This window comes from Streptomyces sp. NPDC037301 (genome assembly GCF_055602785.1).
Map to the genome: position 1 here is coordinate 22,820 of NZ_JBVJWD010000007.1, position 16,917 is coordinate 39,736.

Below are 16,917 nucleotides of genomic sequence, written 5' to 3' on the forward strand. Positions count from 1 at the left end.
GCGTGCGCACCTGCGTACTTCGGTCGCCGATCGCATTGCGCAGCTCACCTGGGTCGGCCGCCGGGTCATACGTTTCATCAATCTCTGTGTCCTCCTCATGGCGACCTGAGGAGGACAGGACTGTCGTTCCATTTCCGGAAAAGGCATCGGTCCATGTCCGTCGCATTGGCCTTCGCGTCCGTCATCGCTGTGGTCGTTCGGCCGGGGGTCTCCTCAGCGTCCGTCGGCGACGGGGCGAGCACCGCATGGCACGACGGCGCGTTTCGGGTCGACGTGCCAGGCGTGGTCGGCCGGTCGGACGTGATACTCGACCAGCCGAACACCGCACCGCCACAGGCCATGCCTCTCGGCAACGGCTCGCTCGGCGCCGGCGTGTGAGCCGCCAACGGGTTCACAGCGCAACTCAACCGGGCCGACACCCTGCCCAACCGCCTCTCGCCAGGACAGGTGGTCGTCCCGGGCCTGAGCCAGCACGAACCTCGACCGCCAGCGGTTGACCGTCGCCTGTGCCACCCCGAGTTCGGCGGTGACCTGCTTGTTCGTCCCGCCCTCCGCACACCGCAGCACAATCTACGCGCGCAGTGCCAGAAACTGCGCGGCCTTCGCCCGCCTCGCCCAGCGCGTCAACTGCGCGCGCTCGGCCTCACTGAGTACCAGCTCCGACTTGCGCCGGCCCGGCCACGGCTCGTCGACCAAGCCCGCCACCCGCAGGCCCGCGAACCGGGAGCGCCACTTGCGTACCGTCGCCACGTTCACGCCCAAGTCGGCCGCCACCTGGGAACTTGACGCACCATCCGCGCAAGACAGGACGATCCGCGCGCTCGGCCGGACGAGACCCCGCCCCACCACCCACCCAACGCGACAACTCGGCGCGCTCCTCTTCGGTATGTCGCGGTGGCAGGTGGGGCATGTGCCGGTCCATGCGCGTATGTGGTCCTGGAGCGTGTCGAGGACTGAAGATGCGCACTACGAGAAGACGTGACGTTTGAGGCCGTTCGGCGGTACGACGTGCACGAAAGACCCGGTGTGTCCCGCCGCCGTGACACTGCCGCGGGACGCACCGGGGCTGTGGGAGGAGGTCAGGCTCCGCGCTGGACCGGACCGACGAGGGTACCGGTGGCCACCGTGAGCTTGCCCTGGGCGACGGACGTGCCGGGGATCTCCCCGTCCGGAGCCTGGAGCGTGAACGATGCCTCCCTCGCGGCGGTGCTGCGGCCGCTGCTGGGAACCTGGATATCGAAGTGCACCGGGTGGCCCGGGCCGAAGGTCACCACGGTTGCCTGGTTGCCGTAGTGGCCAGCAGTGACCCCGATCTCCGAACCGCGGTCCGAGAACCGCACGTTGGTGGGCGAACCGGCCAGCTTGCACGGCTCGTACCCGCGCGGCGCGGTCAGCGTCACGCGGTAGTGGTGGTGCCCTGCGCTGGCGGGCGCCTCAATGATCTTCGCGGTGTGGTTGGCCGGCCGGCAGGCCGAAGGGGCGGCGCTGCCGGCCGTTACGGGCGAAGCCTGCGCGACTCCCGCACCAGCAGCACCCGTCAGCGCAGTGGCGGCGACGGTGACGGCGAACTTCCAGTTCGTACGCATCCTGAACACTCCTTGCCTCGCTTAATGGCCCTGCGGGTGTTCTCCATCAGAACCATGGTCAACACAATTCCTGCCCCTCAACTCTCGCGGGGAATGTCTCAGGATTGACACGGCCGTGCGGCCAGGTGTGTGCAACCCATACGTACCGTTGAAGTTCGACCACACGCCTGAAGGAGCGGGCCGAAGGGCGCGCCCGGTCGCTCAGAGGACGTAAGCGGTCGCGAGCCGAATGACGAGTTCCGCCTCCCAGCTCTCCCCCCAGGAGCGCGCCCACCAGGCAAAACAGTGGGTGAACCTCCCAGACGCCCCAGACGGACAGGGCATTCCATCCCCCAGACCCCCGGGTACCTTCCCGGTGATCCGGGGACCTGGGAGGTTGCGTAGCGTGAGCCTCTCAGCTTCACGCTCGGTCGGCTCCGGCTCCGGCTTCTGCGGTGACGGCCTGGGCGAGGAAGTCGGCGAGCTGCATTGTGGCGGGCGGGTCGGCCTGGGCAAGCCGGGTGGCGAAAGCCAGCTGGTCGACGCCGGCGGCCGGGGCGAGGAGCGTGAGCGCGGACAGCAGCGTGGCATGCACGATCACCTTGTCCGGCAGCAGGTCGGCCGCCGCGGCGCGGGCGGCCGGGTAGGCGTAGTGGCCGAGGTGCGTGGCCAGTGTGTGCGCAAACCCGCGGGTGTCGCCTTCACCGGCGCCTGGGCCGCGGGGAAGACCCCGGACGCCCTTCTGTGCCGGAAGCTTGAGGGCTGACGTCCACGATCGGGAAGTACCGACGGCGGCCTCCGACGGTCCGCTGGGCTGAGCCCTGTGGTTGCGCGTACGGACCTGAGCAGGCCGCGGGTGTGCGAAGCAGGAGCGGCGTGTGTGGCGGGGTCACCCCTCCTTGAGGTGGCCTCGCCGTTCGGGCGCTCGGGCGTCCTCGTCGCAAGCCTGACTGCCGTGGTGGCGCAGGTTGTCAGAGGTGGATGCGGTCGACACACCTGATGTCTTCGTGCTCGGCGAAGCCCCGGAGGGAGCCGGTCAGCGGAACGAGCACCGCCTTGGAGGAGGCGTAGTCGAGGCCCGTTTCGGCGCGGGAGAGTGTCCTACAGCCAACTCCCCTTCGTGTTCAGGACACAATCCCCGGCGAAATACCTCGCCGCCTTCCGCAGGATCTCGCGTTACTCGACCAACTCGCGGATCCCCTTGCGCAGGGTCGCCTACTCCGCCGCCAGCGGCATGGGCGGCTCCGCCGGCACCTCCGGCCGGCATACCCGGGGCCGCTTCGCTCCGGCCGCCCGCACCCAGTTCCGCAGCGTCTCCGGTTTGACTCCCGGATCAGCGGCGACCGCCTCGATCGTCGCTCCGGGATGCGGCTGGTACGGCGCGACCGCGTCCGCCCTGGACTCCGGTGGGTAGTGCTTCCCTCCGCGACAGCCTCGGCCACCCCCAGATCGGCTCCAGCGGCCCCGCGGTCGCCGAGATGTTCGCCTGGGCCACACAGAAGGCCAACAACGGGTCCAACGGCCCGGCCCCCTCTGCCCCTCAACGCCGACGAACGCCAGACTGCGGCAGAGCGACGAGCCGCACACCGACCCTGGTCGAACGCTTCGCCGACCTCGTCCGCACCCGCGACGGCCGCATGCTCTGCCACCTCCTGGCACGTACGTCCCTGCCCGCAGGCCAACTCGCCAACATGCCAACCCTCTTCACGCCGGCCCCCTTCGAAGTACGGATCGGGCGCGCACTGCCCGACCTGCCGCCCAGGAAGTCACCGAACGCTGCCGCCCGGCCTTCAGCCTGGTGATGGAGACCAACGGACGCCCCCTGGCCAAGCTGCCCACAGAGTCCGCCGTGTTCCCGTCCACGAAGACGGTCATCGCGTTCGTCGCCGCCGGACTGACCGCGCCCGGTGCCGTGCGGACCAAAGCCCCAGCAGACGAAGCATGACGTGCGGGAGTTCCACAACAGCCCACCCTGGGTCGTACGGAACTTCCGCACGCAGGCGGGGAAAGAGATGGCGCCCGCGTCTCGGCTGCTTGTTCGTGGACGGCAGGAAGTCGGCCGCCCGCAAGCAGGGAAACTCATTGCCCGCGGCCGTGCAGCAGCACCGTCGTCGGTCCACTCCTTCCCGGCGGTGACGACACCACCGGACAGGTTGAGCACCCTCATCCGGCCTTGGGTAAGTGTCACTGCGAACGCCGGAGGTGAATGACCTCCGCCGGGCAGGGCGACGATGATCCGCGGCCCCTGCATCCTTGCTGCGGGTCGTCAATCCGCGTTCTTCGACGCTTGTGATGGATCCGGTGAGCGGGCTGTCCCAGGAAGGGGCATGGCGATCATCTACCGTCTCGGCGGACGCGTCGGTGTCCGGAAGGGAGCCTGGTGGCGAACCCCTCGAACCAGGCCAGCATCTCGGGGTGGGTGACGGCGCCCTCAGCGGTCACATCAGCGGCGCGGGCTCCCTGGATGATGCGCTTGACGGGGACCTCCAGCTTCTTCCCGGTCAAGGTGCGCGGCACGGCAGCTATCGGAACGATGACATCCGGAACGTGCCGAGGTGAGAGCGTGTGAGTGATCGACGTCGCGATGGCACTCCGAAGTGTGTCGTCGACGGATTCCCCTTCGGCGAGGACGACGAAGAGCGGTATGACGTACCGGCCGTCCGGCAGTTCGGCGCCGATGACCAGACTGTCTGCGATCTGGGGAAGCTGCTCGACAACGGCGTAGATGTCGGCGGACCCCATCCGCACGCCCATGCGGTTGAGTGTTGAATCCGAACGGCCCGCCACCACGACCGACAGGTCCGGTTCGACCGTGACCCAATCGCCGTGCCGCCAGACTCCGGGATAGACATCGAAGTAACTCGCCAGATAGCGCTGATTCTCCGGGTCGTTGACGAAGTGCAACGGCATCGAGGGAAGCGGTGCCGTCACCACCAGCTCCCCCTGCGCCCCGACAAGCGGCTGTCCGAAGGCGTCCCAGGCGGCGATGGCGACGCCGAGCGCGGGACACTGGATCCGGCCGACCCGCACCGGCAGGAGCGGGGAGCCCCCCGCGAGGACCGAGCAGACATCGGTCCCTCCACAGATCGACTGCAGCCAGGCGTCGGGAGCGAGACGGTCGTAAACCCAGCGCCACGTGCTGTCGGGAAGCGATGAGCCGGTCTGCAGGATGGACCGCAGAGCGCTCAGATCGATCTCAGCTGCTGGGTGTGCATCCGCTTTCTCTGCGGCGACCAGGTAGGCCGCTCCCACGCCTACCATCGTCGCGCGCGTCTGTTCGGCGACCCTCCAGACGCCGTGGACGTCGGAGTATGTGGGGCTGCCGTCGTACAGGACGATCGTGGCGCCGTGCAGCAGGCCGCCGACCATGAAGTTCCACACCATCCAACTGGTGGACGTATGGAAGAAGTAGCGGTCGTCGCTCCGCAGGTCGACGCCGAGACCGAGGGCCTTGAGCAGTTCGACGACGATGCCGCCGTGCCCCTGCACGATGCCCTTCGGTACGCCTGTGGTGCCCGATGACCACAGGATCCACAGGGGGTGGTCGAAGGCGACGCCGGCGAAGGTGAGTTCGGCCTGGTTGTCGAGAAGCGTGGACCACGTGTGCTGCTCCAGCTGAGGCCGCTGCGACCACGGTGAGGTGGTTGAGGACGTGGAGAGGTGGCCGACCGCGATCAGATGCCGGACCGTGGGCAGCCCGTCCGCGATCTCAGCGACCGCCGGACGTCGGTCGAATTTCTTCCCCCCGTAGGAGTAGCCGTCGGCGGCCACCAGAACCGTCGGCTGCGCCTGCTGCAGCCGCGCGAGCACGCTGGACGTACCGAAGTCCGGCGAGCACACGGTCCACACCGCGCCGACAGCGGCACTGGCCAGCAACGCGACCACGGCATGCGACGTGTTCGGGAGGTATCCGGCAACGCGGTCACCGGGCCCCACCCCCATCTCGCGAAGGGATGCGGCGAGAGCAGCGACGTCGCGTCCGAGCTGCCGCCATGACGTCTCCACCGGAACGCCGCCTTCGGAGATACTGATCAAGGCCGGGCGCTCGTCGGTGGTACGGGCGAAGCATTGCTCGGCGAAGTTCATCCGCGCTCCCCCGAACCAGGAGGCTCCGGGCATCGACGCGTCGGCCAGCACCTCGTCGTAGCTGCTGACGGCGTCGAGGCCGTAAAACTCCCATACCGCCGACCAGAAGGCGGGCACGTCGGTGGTGCTCCACCGCCACAGCTCCGGGTAGTCGGAGAAGGACAGCCCCCGTGTTTTGCTCAGCCAGCGCATGAAGCCGGCGATGTTGGAGCTTTCGGCCGTCGAGCGGCTGGGGGACCACAGCAGGTCGGTATCGGTGCTCATCAGCGCCTCCAGGGGCGGGGTCGTGCGGGTGGGGACCGGTGCGCGGAGGCCGGCCAGGGGAAGGGCCTACGGGGCGCATCGACATGTCTGCAACGAGGGGTGTTCGGCCGCACACGGCTCCCTCCTGCCCGGCGCGGGCAGGAGGGAGCCGTGCGGCAAGGCCGTCGCCGGTCAGGCGGACATGTCGGACGAGGTTCGGGCGAGCTCGCGGACGAACTCCTCCGCCCGGGGCCATGCGCCGTAGCCGGAGGCAGGGTTGAGGTGTCCGACCGGGCCGAGGTCCACGAGGCGGCTCCCCCATGCCCTGGCGAGATCGGCGACGCGATCGGCAGCGGCCAGGGGGTCGTTCGTGCTCGCCGCGACGATGCTGGGGAAGGGCAGGGGTGTCCGCGGCGTCGGCGTCCAGCCGTTTTCGCGCAGGGCTTCCAGGGTGGGGTAGCCCTCCGGCAGCGGCGTGTCGAAGTCCGGCGGCGCCGCCAGCAGTGCGCCCTTGACGGGACGCCGGTGTCGTTGCGCCCAGTGCACGGTGGTCATCACCCCGGCACTGTGGGCAACCAGTACGACGGGCCCGGAGATGTCCGACAGCGCCTTGTCGAGTGCGGCAACCTGGGCGTCGCGGCTCAGTCTGTCCTTCTCCAGCGGGGGAACGGTTCGGGCGTCGGCGATCTTGTTGGCGAGGACGGTCTGCCAGTGGTCCGGCACATGATCGCGCAGTCCGGGGACGAAGACGACCATCGGCTGTGCGCTGAGACTCATGACTGCAGCTCCGGGGTCTTGAGCGCCGGGCCGGGGAACAGCCCCAGACGGCGCAGGTCATTTTCGTAGGAGAACTTGCCGATGGTGAAGGCCACGCTGCTCGCGAGCGCGACGAGCGGGATCACCTGCAGTGCGCCGAGCAGGCCCAGGTGGTCCGCGAGCATGCCCGTCACCGCGGGCCCGGGGGCCAGCCCGAGCAGGCTGTTGGCCAGAGTGAGGGTGGCGAAAGCCGTCGCAGCAATGGCGGCGGGGGTCAGATTGGCCACCATGGCGGCCGCCGGACCGGCGGTGCCGCCGGCCACCAGGGTCCCGGCCGCGATCAATACAAGTTGCAGCGGGCCGACCGGCAAGTGGAATCCCGCCATCAACAGCACGAACGACCCGAGCGCGCAGACGATCGCAACGATCCACTTCCGAGCCGCGGCCTTCCGGCTGAGGCGGTCCGCGACGATCCCGCAGAGGATCATGCCAATGCCACTGATCAGCGCGAAGACCCCGGCGGCCAGGCCGGCCTTCGCAGGAGGCATGTCGTAGTACCGGTTGAGGAAACTGGGTATCCACGCGAGCAGGGCCATCGCGATGAACATCTGCAGCCCGCTGCCGATGTAGGCGCAGACCACGGAGACCGAGGAGAACAGCCGCGGCAGCTGGGTCCTGATGGGGGCGCGTTCGCCGGACACGGCGCTGTTACGGATGGACGCCGGGCCCAGCCTCTTCTCGGTGACCACGAGGCCGTAGGCCGCGGCCAGGACCAGTCCGAGGATTCCCATCGCGCCGAACGCCCACCGCCAGCCATGCTCCTGGGCGATCACACCGCCGACCGACACGCCCAGCACGGATCCGAACGACCCTCCCGCCATGAAGGCTCCGGAGAGCGTGGCCCGCAAACCGATGGGGAACACGCTGAGGACCACCGCAATGCCGACGCTCCCGTAGGCCGCCTCTCCGACGCCCACCATGAACCGGCCCAGGAACATCTCGCCGTAGCTCGCGGAAATGGCGCAGCCCAGGGTCGCCAGGCTCCACGCCGTCGCGGCGATGACCAAGATCTTGACCCGGCCCCAGCGGTCCGCCAGAAGCGACAGGGGGAAGGTGAGCACTCCGACCATCAGGGCCACGATGCCGCTGAGAGAGCCCAACTCGGCATCGGAGAGCAGCCATTCCGCTTTCAGGAGGGGAAAGACCGCGTTGAGGACCTGTCGCGACATGTAGTCGGACAGCAGAAGCCCAAAACCGAGGGCGAACACCAGCCAGGCATAGCTACGGGATACAGCCGGTGCGGCGGGAGACGTCCCCGGCACCGTTGTGCCGGCAGTGTGCAGTCCCATTGGCATCACCTTTTCGTCTCTGGTCGGGGCTCAGAAAGGTTTGTCGCCGACAACCCCCGCGCGCTCCATCTTGCGGACGGCGGGCCAGTAGTCCTGGACGGCGTAATGCTGGGTGGAGCGGTTGTCCCAGATGGCGACGCTGTTCTTCTGCCAACGCCAGCGCACCTGGTACTCGGGGACGGCCGCCTGGCTGATCAGGTAGTTCAGGAGACTGCCCGCTCCGGGCGCGTAGTCCTGGCCGAAGCGCACGTTCTCCGGCGTGTGGTAATTGACGAAGTGCGTGGTGAAGGCGTTGACGAAGAGAATCTGCTCGCCGGTCTCCGGGTGGGCACGCACCACCGGGTGCTCCGGGTCCGGGAAGCGGGCCTTCAGCTCGTGACGTTGCTCCGTCGGCATCACGGCACCGAAGGTCGCCTCGATGCTGTGCCGTGCGCGCAGGCCCGCGATCTGCGTCTTGATGTGCTCCGGCAGCCTGCGATAGGCCTCAGCCATGTTGACCCAGATCGTGTCACCGCCCACCTCTGGTGTTTCCACGCAGCGCAGCACGGCGCCCATGGGCGGGCACGCGCGCCAGGTTGCGTCGCAGTGCAGCGCGTTCTCGTAGTGCTCGGGTTTGCTGTCCAGATCCTTGTAGATGCGGACCAGACCTGGCTGGTCGGGGTCGCTGCCGGCCACCGGATGGTCCTCCAGCGGGCCGAAGCGCCCGGCGAAGGCGATGTGTTCGGCGCGCGTGATGTCCTGGTCCCGCAGGAACAGGACCTTGTACTCCAGCAGCAGCGCCTTGATCTCGGAGAACAGATCGCCGTCGCGCGCGGCGTCGCCGAGGTTCACACCGGACAGTTCGGCGCCGATGGTGCAGGTCAGCGGCTCAACCTTGATCGAGTTACGAAGGACGCCCGGACGCACCAGGGCAGGCGTGTCTTCCTTCGGGCGGACGGTCTGGGGCATGTGCTCACTCCTGGGGGTCACGTGCGGGGCACGGCGAGCTCAGAGGACGAAGACGGAAGATCCCGTGGTCCGTCCCGCTTCCAGGTCGCGATGGGCCTGTACCGCGTCCTGAAGGGCGTAGCGCTGGTTGGTCTCGATCTTGATGCGACCGGCCGCGACGTGCCCGAACAGCTCCCCGGCCAAGGCGTCCCGCTCCGCCGGCTCGGCGATGTAGTCGGCCAGTGCGGGCCGGGTCACGAACAGCGAGCCGTGGATGGCCAGTTGCATGGCGTCGAGCGGCGGGACCCCGGAGGACGTGCCGAAACACACCAGCAGGCCGCGGCGTTGCAGCGAGGCCATGGATCCGGCGACGGTGTCCTTGCCGATACTGTCGAAGACGACCGGGACGCCCTTGCCGTCGGTCAGTTCACGCACCCGCTCGGCCACGTTCTCGCGCCGGTAGTAGATGATGTGCTCGCAGCCGTGGGCGCGGGCGACCTCGGCCTTCTCCTCGCTGGAGACCGTGCCGATCACCGTGATGCCGAGCAGCTTCGCCCACTGGGAGACGATCAGACCGACGCCGCCGGCCGCCGCGTGGAGCAGCACGGTATCGCCGGACTTCAGCGGGTGGATCCGGCGCAGCAGGTACGCCGAGGTGAGTCCGCGCATGGTCATCGCCGCGGCGGTCTCGCAGCCGATCTCGTCCGGCAGCTTGATCAGTGAATCCGCGGGCATGACCCGCTCCGTGCTGTAGGCACCCAGCGGACTGCCGGTGTAGGTCACACGGTCGCCCTCGGCGACATGCGACACACCCTCGCCCACGGCCTCGACCACACCCGAGGCCTCCACGCCGAGCCCCGCAGGCAGCGGAGCCGGGTACAGGCCCGTGCGGAAATAGGTGTCGGCGAAGTTGAGTCCGACGGCGACGTGCCGGATCCGTACCTCGCCCGGACCCGGGTCGCCGACGACGACCTGTTCCCACCGCATGACCTCAGGGCCACCGGTTTCGTGGAATCGAATGGCGTGTGCCAAGGCGTGCTCCATTTGCTCGTGTGTGGGGCGGCGGCGGGGCAGGAACCCGGGCCGCCGCCAGTGGGGTCGAGTCAGCTCTTGAGGTCGCGCAGCATGGAACCGCGCCGGCCGGGGCGGCGGTTGGGCACCATGCCGAGCCGGTCCAGGGTCTCGTCGGCGTCCGAGTACCATTCGCCGATCTTGTAGATCTTCTTCGCCTCCTGCCCGGTGGCAATCTCACGCCCGAGCGCATGGGCGATCTTGACCATCTGCTCGACCTGCTCCACGGAGGACATCCGCTCGCCCTTGTGCCGCCACAGGTTGTCCTCGTTACCCACCCGCACGTGCGTGCCGAGGGCGATGCCGATCGCGTTCATCGGCGCCACCGCGCGCATTGATGCCTCGATGGTGAGCACGGCGCCGTCCGGGACACGGCGGATGAACTCGATCAGATCGGCCGGGTGCCGGCCGGCAAACCCGCCGCCGATGGCAACGTAGTTGAGCACCAGCGGACCGCTGTAGATGCCCTTGCGGATCAGCCGCTCCACGGTCTCCAGCTGCGCCATGTTGGCGAGTTGGAAGTGCGGCTGGATGCCGTTGGCACGGAGCCGCTTGAGGTGCTCGAGGTAGAAGTCCGGCCCGGCCTCGACCACCATGTCCCGATAGGCCTTGTAGTAGCCGGGCTTGGCGATCGAGGTGCCCTCGATGTCCTCGTCGTCGAAGAGCTCGACGATGTTCATCTGGTTGGTATTGATCGCGATCGTCACCTGGTCAGGCCTGGGAGTGATCTCGGCCAGCATGTGACGAGTGTCGTAGCTGAGCCACTTGGCGTCGCCGCCCTCGTCCTCGGGGGCGAAGGAGATCGACCCGCCGATCTGCAGGACCATGTCCGGCACGGCCTCGCGCAGGCGGGCCATCAGCTCGTTGAACATGGAGATGCGCTTGGATCCGTGGCCGTCCAGCTCGCGCACGTGGATGTGCAGCACCGTGGCACCGGCGTTGTAGCAGTCGACGGCCGCCTGCACGTGCTCGTCCATGGTGAGCGGCAGGTCGTCGGCGTCACCGGGCAACCACTCCGGCCCGTAGGGCGCGGCCTGGATGACCAGCCTCTCCTGGTTCTCCGGATACAGGGAGTCGTCGAAGAAGTGCATGGTCCATCTCCTTTGTCGGATAGGTCTTCACTCGCCGCACGCATCACTGCCTTCGATGCGAGGCCCGGAGGGCTTGCGAGGAGCGGACGCAGGGTTGCAGACGGGTCCCCGGGCTCGCCGGGGGCTCGGATACGATCGGCGGGCCCGGGAGGGAACATTCGGCTGCGGGCAGGGTTTCTGCCCGTTCTCGTGGGGTCGGCCATGTCCCTTGCGGTGAGGCAACGTTAAGGGCGGGTTAACTGCGCGCGCTTGACCGAAGGTGACAGAAGACTTGCCGCTTGGGGACATGCCTTGCCCTCGCGGCCGTCGTCCCCAGGCCCAGGCAGGGTCATGCCGGGATGTGGCGTGAACGGCCGTTCCACGCCCCTGCAGAAACCTTGGTGGTCACACCTCGCCGGAAGGCTGCTGCTTGGTACCGCGGACCCGCCACTCCCTCGGGCTGCAGCCGAACCGCTCGCGGAACCAGCGCGAGAAAGCACTCGGTGCCGAGAATCCGAGAAGCCCGGAGATCTCCGTGAACGAGCGGCGCGGGTTCGCCACGAGTTGCTCCGCGAGCTGGGTACGTGTGGCGTTGAGAACGGCGGAGAACGTCTCGCCCGAGGCTGCGAGGTGCCGGTGGATCGTCCTTCGGTCGACGCCGAGGCTGTCTGCGACCTGCTCGATCGAACAGCGCCCGGTGGGCAGCAGGACTTCGATCAGCTCACGCACGCGGTCCAGCACGGTGGTGTCCTTCGAGACCGCGATGGACTCGAAATACTGCCGGGCGTAGGTCCGCAGCAGCGGGTCCGACATGGGGTTGGGAGCCTTGAGATCGCTGGCGTAGAAGACGATCCCGTTGAACTCCCGGTCGAATTCCACTACGGGACCGAAGAGGCGCCGGTGGGTGCCGGGATCCGCCGGCGCGTCGTGCGTGAAGCACACGGACAACGGCTGCCACCGGGCGCCGAGAAAGCTGCGGAGGACCCCATGGAAGGCACCCACGGCCAGCTCCGTGGCCTGGCGGGCGGCCAGGGCCTCACCCAGTTCGAGGCTCACCTTGAGGGTGGCCAGGCCGTTCGCCCCGGAGAGCCGGCTGCGGAGCATTTCGTTGTACATGTGCTCATGGCGGACGAGAAGTTCGAGGGCGCTGCGGACATCGGGCTCGTCGCGCAGCACCAGACTGATGGGGCCGAGATTGGAGAAGCTGCGTCGCTCGGCCAGGAGCAGGCCGAAGTCCCCGCGCCGTGAGGCCGCCGCCGAGAGTTCGAGCAGCTGGGTGACCGCCGTGCCGGGGATCCATCTGTCCTGGACCGCGAGGCCGACAGGGTCCAGGCCCACGCGCTTCATCAGGGCCCGGGGATCGATGCCCAGCGACTGGCTGACCTCGACATAGTTGTTCAGCGCTGCATTGCGGACAAGAGGCTTCATGGGCGCGCTCCAGGGGGGCTTTGTCCCCAAGTGATAAGTGAGATGTCACGTCACGTCAAGCCATGGGCCACGTCGTGACCTAGCGTTGCACCACTGCGGTGGGGTTCTCCACCTGGATACGGCGTCCCGGCCGATCGGAAATCCAGCGGAGAGCACCATCGCAAAAAAGTTCAAGTGCTGACCAGCCCTGAAAAGGCGGCACGGAATTTCCTGCAGATCAATGGATTCGGGGCAATGACACGCACCGAAGCCGTCAGAAATATTCCACAAAGAAAGGCGAGAGGTCGTACGCACGATTCCTGTTCCAGCCGGCAATGAGCTGCACACGAGTCCGAAGAGAGACGTACGACCTGAGGGAGGTCACCATGACAAGCGTGATCAACGTGCTGCGTCGGCCCTGCACCGGGCCGGCCGTGTGGGCGGGTCCGGAACTGGCGGACTCCGAGGAGTGGGTCCTGCGGCTCTCGCCGGCGCAGATCAACGAACTCGAGGCGGCCCTGCGCGCGGTGCGTGCGCGGGGCCTTCCACTGCTGAAGATGACCGCCGGCGACTTTCCGCTGCCGACCCTGGCCGGCGAACTGGAACGCATCGCCGGCGTACTGGAGAACGGACGCGGGTTCGTCCTCGTCAAAGGCATTCCGGTCGAGCGATGCAGCGCGGCGGCGGCAAGCACCATTTTCTGGGGAGTGGGTCAGCATCTGGGTGTTCCGGTGTCGCAGAACGCATCAGGCCACATGCTGGGCCACGCCCGGGACACCGGCCGTAGCCTTGCCGACCCTGGAACGCGCGGATACCAGACCAGAGCGAGGTTGCCGTTCCACACCGACGGATCCGATGCCCTCGGGCTGCTGTGCCTGCGAGCGGCCCGCTCCGGCGCACGGACCGCCGTCGTCAGCTCGGCAGCGGTCTACAACGCCGTCCTGGCACGGCGGCCGGATCTGCTCGAGCGACTGTATCGCACACATTTCCTCGACCGGCGGGAGGAGCAAGCCCCCGGCGAGTGCCCGTATGCCGCGGTCCCGCTCGTGTCCTGGAGCGGGGGCAAGCTCAGCATGCGCTACAACCGCTGCTACCTCGAATCCGCTCAGCGCTTTCCTGGCATTCCCCGCTTGGAGCCGACGGACGTGGAACTGTTCGACCTCGTCGACGCACTTGCAGGGTCACCGGAACTCCGGCTCGAGGTCGACTTCGAGGTCGGCGACCTGCTGTTCATCAACAACCATGCGGTTCTTCATTCCCGCACGGAATATGAGGACTTCGCCGAGCCCGAACTGAAGCGCCACGTCCTGCGGCTGTGGCTGACCGTACGGAAGGGACGCGGCCTGCCGCCCGACTTCTGGGGAGATCCGCACAGCACCGGCGGCGGTCCCGACCGCGGCGGGGTTGCCCCCCGCGACGTCATCGCGACACAGAACTCCGTGGGCCTCGGCGGCTGCCGGCACCAACGGTGAACGCCGCCACCCAGATCGAAGAGGAAACCGAATGAACAACCTCGCCACGCTCCTGACCGAATCCGCCCGGGCCGACGGCGGCCGCGTCGCCGTTCGCCAGGATGAGATCGCCCTCACCTATGCCCAACTGAACGACACGAGCGCCCGGTTCGCCACACTGCTGCAGACCAAGGGCGTCCGGCCGGGCGACCGCGTCGCGTTGGTCATGCCCAACGTCACCTGTTTCCCGGTCGCGTACTACGGCATCCTCCGGTGCGGTGGCGTGGTGGTACCGATGAATCCGCTGTTGAAGGCCCGTGAAATAGCCTTCACTCTCCGGGATTCCGGATCGCGGATCGTAGTGACACTCCCGCGGTGCGCGGACCAGGTCGCAACGGCCGCGGCGGAAGTCGGGGCCGACTGCCTGGTCACCGACTCGACGGCGTTCGACACCCAAGTGCGGGCCACCGAACCGATGCCCCACGTCGCCGACCGGGCAGAGGACGACACTGCCGTGATCCTCTACACATCGGGCACGACAGGAACCCCGAAGGGCTCCGAGCTGACCCACCGCAACCTGATGACCAACGCGGCCACCGCGACCGAGACGCTGCTCCACGTCGGGCCGGGCGACGTACTGTTCGGGGGCCTGCCGCTGTTCCACGCCTTCGGGCAGACCTGCGCTCTCAACACTGCCGTCGCCGCGGGCGCCACGTTGACCTTGCTACCGCGGTTCGAGCCGGCCAAGGCGCTGGAGATCATGCATCACGACGGGGCCACCATCTTCCTGGGCGTCCCCACGATGTACACAGCCCTGCTCCACACCGAGATCCCCGACGGCTACGACCTCTCACGGCTGCGCCTGGCCGTTTCCGGCGGTGCTTCCTTGCCGGTCGAGGTACTGCACGACTTCGAACGGGCATTCGGCATCACGGTGCTGGAGGGCTATGGGCTGTCGGAGACTTCGCCCGTCGCGTCGTTCAACCCCCCGGACAGGCCACGCAAGGCCGGCTCGATCGGCCTCCCGATCCGCGGGGTCGAGCTCAAGGTCGTGGCGGACGACGGCACCTCGGTGGGCCCGGGCGAGGTGGGCGAGATCGCGATCCGCGGTGACAACGTGATGAAGGGCTACTGGAATCGTCCGGACGCGACCGCGGATGCCATCCGGGACGGGTGGTTCCACAGCGGCGACCTGGCCCGTGTCGACGAGGACGGCTACTACTTCATCGTCGACCGGAAGAAGGACCTCATCATCCGCGGCGGATACAACGTCTACCCACGTGAGATCGAGGAGGTGCTCTACGAACACCCGGCCGTCGCCGAGGCCGCAGTAATCGGCGTGCCGCACGCGACCTACGGAGAGGAGATAGCCGCCGTCGTGACCCTCCGGGACGGTGCACGGATCACGGCCGATGAGATACGCGACCATGTCAAACAGCGGGTGGCGGCCTACAAGTATCCGCGGATCGTCACATTCACCGACGCACTCCCCAAGGGAGCAACGGGCAAGATCGTCAAGCGGGAGATCGTCGTCGAGCAGAAGGAGTCCACGGACTGAACCGATCTGGTTCGCCGGCGGCAACCGCAGGAAGACGCTGCGTGCGCAGCGCGGTGGTGCCACGGCGTGCGTGGCCGCCCTGTCAGTTCTGGAGTTCCCCGAGCCAGCGCAGGGCGCTCAGGCTCGGCAGGAAGCAGTACTCGCCACCGCGGGTGACGACGAAACGCGGCAGTGGGGTGAGGCGCCGTCGAAGCGGCCGCCGGGGAATGGTGAGGACGCTGACTCCGTCGTGGGATCCGGTGACGGGGTCTTTGGTGTTGCCCGCGCCGAAGAAGACGCCGTCGTTCATCCATTCCGACTGAACGAACTCGAACTGCCGCCCGAGGTGGGCTCCGACGAACGCGAACATCAGGCCGCGGTCGGCACCGTCGTCCTCCAGGACCCCCTCGGGCAGTGGCGGTCCATAGGCGGCTCCGCGTCTGATCATGCGGTGCAGTCGCACTTCGCCCGCCACCGAGGCGTCGCGGGGGTTGGCCCGGCGGATGTGGCAGCCACCAGGCGTGATGAATCCCGCCGGATCGTCCCGCTCGTACAGGAAGGCGTTGTGGCGGTGCTGGTCGGCACCGAGAGCGGGGTCGTCGTGTTGCGGACTGAGCGCGAGAGGGGCTCCGCTGCGCCAGCGTCCCATGATCTTGGCCGCGAGCAGTTCCTCGTCTTCGGGAGAAGTGGCGTTGTCCCGCAGATAGCGCCGGAACGCGGCGACGTCCTGGTGGAGCTTGCGGAAGACCGCGTAGCTGCCGTTGCGCCCCAGCACGTCCGGCTGCGGGGTCTGGAGACCGCCGATCTCGTCCCGGTAGCCGAGCACGAACTCCCCGGCCTTCAATGGCACTTCCAGCCGGTTCGACCCGGCGATGCCGCTTCCTTCGACGGCTGGATGGCTGATGCCGTCGCGATACCCGAAATGCTCGGTCTCGGTGGGCAGCGCGTAACAGTCCTGTCGCCAGATCGCGGTCACACCGGAAAGGTGGTCGTACGCGGGGCGGGCCCGGTCGAGGGCCGCCTCCAACCGCGGGGTGTCAGGCGCGACCGCCGTGAGCACCACATGGATGTCCGGCGTGCCCAGTGGCGCTTCCCAGTTCTCGGGGCTGCTCTCGCCGGCATCGCCCAGCGTTCTGGCCCGGGCGGCCATCCCCTGCCGGAACTCCCAGGCGAACGTGTCCAGTGATGCGCGCGGCACACCCAGGGCCTCCAGGCCGTGACAGGAGACCGCGACACTGATCCAGGTGTCCCCCCGGGGACTGACCGAGTCGGCGGCGGAGGTCACCACCGCGCTCGCGCGCCGCATCAGCTCCCGCCCGGCCGCCCGGTCATCGACGCGGAACACCACGTAGGTCGCCGCGTAGGGAGTCGGCCGAGGGCTGAGAACCCCGCGCTGAATGTCGTCGAGTTCCAACGCGACTTGCGTAGGTCCGCTCACGGTCCACCTCCCTGCAG

Annotated in this window: 18 protein-coding genes and 1 pseudogene; 6 read left to right on the forward strand and 13 right to left on the reverse strand. The window is 68.1% G+C overall.

Features of this window, described 5'->3' with window-relative positions:
• The first annotated feature begins 153 nt into the window (after window positions 1–153).
• Window positions 154–378: a hypothetical protein gene (locus tag ACZ7IB_RS13935; RefSeq protein ID WP_470912932.1), complete on the forward strand. Its 225-nt coding sequence runs from the start codon at window positions 154–156 to the stop codon at window positions 376–378.
• 138 nt (window positions 379–516) lie between these two features.
• Here the strand turns inward: ACZ7IB_RS13935 and ACZ7IB_RS13940 are convergent.
• From ACZ7IB_RS13940 to ACZ7IB_RS13955, 4 genes and pseudogenes are all read right to left on the reverse strand, one after another.
• A pseudogene (locus tag ACZ7IB_RS13940) lies at window positions 517–567 on the reverse strand (hypothetical protein); the annotation flags it as partial.
• A 3-nt stretch (window positions 568–570) separates the two neighbouring features.
• A complete protein-coding gene (locus ACZ7IB_RS13945; protein WP_470912551.1) occupies window positions 571–774 on the reverse strand; it encodes a hypothetical protein in 204 nt (67 codons plus the stop codon).
• Window positions 775–1,079: 305 nt separating this feature from the next.
• Window positions 1,080–1,586 carry a DUF4232 domain-containing protein gene (locus ACZ7IB_RS13950; protein WP_470912553.1) on the reverse strand — a complete coding sequence of 169 codons (507 nt, stop codon included), beginning with the start codon at window positions 1,584–1,586 and terminating at the stop codon, window positions 1,080–1,082.
• Window positions 1,587–1,986: 400 nt separating this feature from the next.
• Window positions 1,987–2,160 (reverse strand): hypothetical protein, encoded by a 174-nt coding sequence (locus ACZ7IB_RS13955; RefSeq protein WP_470912555.1) that lies wholly within the window; start codon window positions 2,158–2,160, stop codon window positions 1,987–1,989.
• Between ACZ7IB_RS13955 and ACZ7IB_RS13960 the strand changes: the two genes are divergently transcribed.
• Window positions 2,155–2,331 (forward strand): hypothetical protein, encoded by a 177-nt coding sequence (locus tag ACZ7IB_RS13960; RefSeq protein WP_470912559.1) that lies wholly within the window; start codon window positions 2,155–2,157, stop codon window positions 2,329–2,331. The two genes, ACZ7IB_RS13955 and ACZ7IB_RS13960, sit on opposite strands and share 6 nt — an antisense overlap.
• Window positions 2,332–2,780: 449 nt before the next feature.
• Here ACZ7IB_RS13960 and ACZ7IB_RS13965 read toward each other — a convergent pair whose 3' ends face one another.
• Window positions 2,781–3,062, reverse strand: a complete 282-nt coding sequence (locus ACZ7IB_RS13965) for a transposase (protein WP_470912561.1) — start codon at window positions 3,060–3,062, stop codon at window positions 2,781–2,783.
• On the opposite strand from ACZ7IB_RS13965, the gene ACZ7IB_RS13970 reads away from it, so the two are divergent.
• On the forward strand, window positions 2,972–3,367 hold the full coding sequence (locus ACZ7IB_RS13970; RefSeq protein WP_470912933.1) for a hypothetical protein: 396 nt from the start codon (window positions 2,972–2,974) through the stop codon (window positions 3,365–3,367). The genes ACZ7IB_RS13965 and ACZ7IB_RS13970 overlap by 91 nt on opposite strands.
• Window positions 3,367–3,510 (forward strand): hypothetical protein, encoded by a 144-nt coding sequence (locus ACZ7IB_RS13975; RefSeq protein ID WP_470912562.1) that lies wholly within the window; start codon window positions 3,367–3,369, stop codon window positions 3,508–3,510. Before ACZ7IB_RS13970 ends, ACZ7IB_RS13975 begins: the two co-directional genes overlap by 1 nt.
• A 389-nt stretch (window positions 3,511–3,899) precedes the next feature.
• Here the strand turns inward: ACZ7IB_RS13975 and ACZ7IB_RS13980 are convergent, their stop codons facing one another.
• The 7 genes from ACZ7IB_RS13980 to ACZ7IB_RS14010 all read right to left on the reverse strand — a co-directional run bounded on the left by ACZ7IB_RS13980 (window position 3,900) and on the right by ACZ7IB_RS14010 (window position 12,495).
• Complete coding sequence (locus tag ACZ7IB_RS13980) at window positions 3,900–5,915, reverse strand: acetoacetate--CoA ligase (protein WP_470912564.1); 2,016 nt, start codon at window positions 5,913–5,915, stop codon at window positions 3,900–3,902.
• Window positions 5,916–6,086: 171 nt separating this feature from the next.
• Window positions 6,087–6,671: an RBBP9/YdeN family alpha/beta hydrolase gene (locus ACZ7IB_RS13985; RefSeq protein ID WP_470912566.1), complete on the reverse strand. Its 585-nt coding sequence runs from the start codon at window positions 6,669–6,671 to the stop codon at window positions 6,087–6,089.
• Window positions 6,668–7,999, reverse strand: a complete 1,332-nt coding sequence (locus tag ACZ7IB_RS13990) for an MFS transporter (protein WP_470912568.1) — start codon at window positions 7,997–7,999, stop codon at window positions 6,668–6,670. Before ACZ7IB_RS13990 ends, ACZ7IB_RS13985 begins: the two co-directional genes overlap by 4 nt.
• Before the next feature lie 30 nt (window positions 8,000–8,029).
• Window positions 8,030–8,947 (reverse strand): TauD/TfdA dioxygenase family protein, encoded by a 918-nt coding sequence (locus tag ACZ7IB_RS13995; RefSeq protein WP_470912570.1) that lies wholly within the window; start codon window positions 8,945–8,947, stop codon window positions 8,030–8,032.
• A gap of 39 nt (window positions 8,948–8,986) precedes the next feature.
• Window positions 8,987–9,958, reverse strand: a complete 972-nt coding sequence (locus ACZ7IB_RS14000) for a quinone oxidoreductase family protein (protein ID WP_470912573.1) — start codon at window positions 9,956–9,958, stop codon at window positions 8,987–8,989.
• A 71-nt stretch (window positions 9,959–10,029) separates the two neighbouring features.
• Window positions 10,030–11,088 (reverse strand): beta-keto acid cleavage family enzyme, encoded by a 1,059-nt coding sequence (locus tag ACZ7IB_RS14005; protein WP_470912575.1) that lies wholly within the window; start codon window positions 11,086–11,088, stop codon window positions 10,030–10,032.
• 384 nt (window positions 11,089–11,472) lie between these two features.
• Window positions 11,473–12,495 carry an AraC family transcriptional regulator gene (locus ACZ7IB_RS14010; protein WP_470912577.1) on the reverse strand — a complete coding sequence of 341 codons (1,023 nt, stop codon included), beginning with the start codon at window positions 12,493–12,495 and terminating at the stop codon, window positions 11,473–11,475.
• Window positions 12,496–12,860: 365 nt separating this feature from the next.
• On the opposite strand from ACZ7IB_RS14010, the gene ACZ7IB_RS14015 reads away from it, so the two are divergent.
• Both ACZ7IB_RS14015 and ACZ7IB_RS14020 read left to right on the forward strand, forming a co-directional pair.
• A complete protein-coding gene (locus ACZ7IB_RS14015; protein ID WP_470912579.1) occupies window positions 12,861–13,946 on the forward strand; it encodes a TauD/TfdA family dioxygenase in 1,086 nt (361 codons plus the stop codon).
• Window positions 13,947–13,977: 31 nt separating this feature from the next.
• Window positions 13,978–15,483, forward strand: a complete 1,506-nt coding sequence (locus ACZ7IB_RS14020; RefSeq protein WP_470912581.1) for a long-chain-fatty-acid--CoA ligase — start codon at window positions 13,978–13,980, stop codon at window positions 15,481–15,483.
• Between the two features lie 82 nt (window positions 15,484–15,565).
• Here the strand turns inward: ACZ7IB_RS14020 and ACZ7IB_RS14025 are convergent, their stop codons facing one another.
• Entirely contained in the window at window positions 15,566–16,900 is a 1,335-nt protein-coding gene (locus ACZ7IB_RS14025; RefSeq protein ID WP_470912583.1) for a Dyp-type peroxidase, read from the reverse strand.
• Between the last annotated feature and the right edge of the window lie 17 nt (window positions 16,901–16,917).

What these genes read in the sequence shown, in the direction of transcription:
- ACZ7IB_RS13935 (WP_470912932.1), top strand. Translation starts at nt 154, where the DNA reads ATGTCCGTCGCATTGGCCTTCGCGTCCGTCATCGCTGTGGTCGTTCGG.
- ACZ7IB_RS13950 (WP_470912553.1), bottom strand. Translation starts at nt 1,586, where the DNA reads ATGCGTACGAACTGGAAGTTCGCCGTCACCGTCGCCGCCACTGCGCTG.
- ACZ7IB_RS13960 (WP_470912559.1), top strand. Translation starts at nt 2,155, where the DNA reads ATGCACGATCACCTTGTCCGGCAGCAGGTCGGCCGCCGCGGCGCGGGC.
- ACZ7IB_RS13975 (WP_470912562.1), top strand. Translation starts at nt 3,367, where the DNA reads ATGGAGACCAACGGACGCCCCCTGGCCAAGCTGCCCACAGAGTCCGCC.
- ACZ7IB_RS13980 (WP_470912564.1), bottom strand. Translation starts at nt 5,915, where the DNA reads ATGAGCACCGATACCGACCTGCTGTGGTCCCCCAGCCGCTCGACGGCC.
- ACZ7IB_RS13985 (WP_470912566.1), bottom strand. Translation starts at nt 6,671, where the DNA reads ATGAGTCTCAGCGCACAGCCGATGGTCGTCTTCGTCCCCGGACTGCGC.
- ACZ7IB_RS13990 (WP_470912568.1), bottom strand. Translation starts at nt 7,999, where the DNA reads ATGGGACTGCACACTGCCGGCACAACGGTGCCGGGGACGTCTCCCGCC.
- ACZ7IB_RS13995 (WP_470912570.1), bottom strand. Translation starts at nt 8,947, where the DNA reads ATGCCCCAGACCGTCCGCCCGAAGGAAGACACGCCTGCCCTGGTGCGT.
- ACZ7IB_RS14005 (WP_470912575.1), bottom strand. Translation starts at nt 11,088, where the DNA reads ATGCACTTCTTCGACGACTCCCTGTATCCGGAGAACCAGGAGAGGCTG.
- ACZ7IB_RS14010 (WP_470912577.1), bottom strand. Translation starts at nt 12,495, where the DNA reads ATGAAGCCTCTTGTCCGCAATGCAGCGCTGAACAACTATGTCGAGGTC.
- ACZ7IB_RS14015 (WP_470912579.1), top strand. Translation starts at nt 12,861, where the DNA reads ATGACAAGCGTGATCAACGTGCTGCGTCGGCCCTGCACCGGGCCGGCC.
- ACZ7IB_RS14020 (WP_470912581.1), top strand. Translation starts at nt 13,978, where the DNA reads ATGAACAACCTCGCCACGCTCCTGACCGAATCCGCCCGGGCCGACGGC.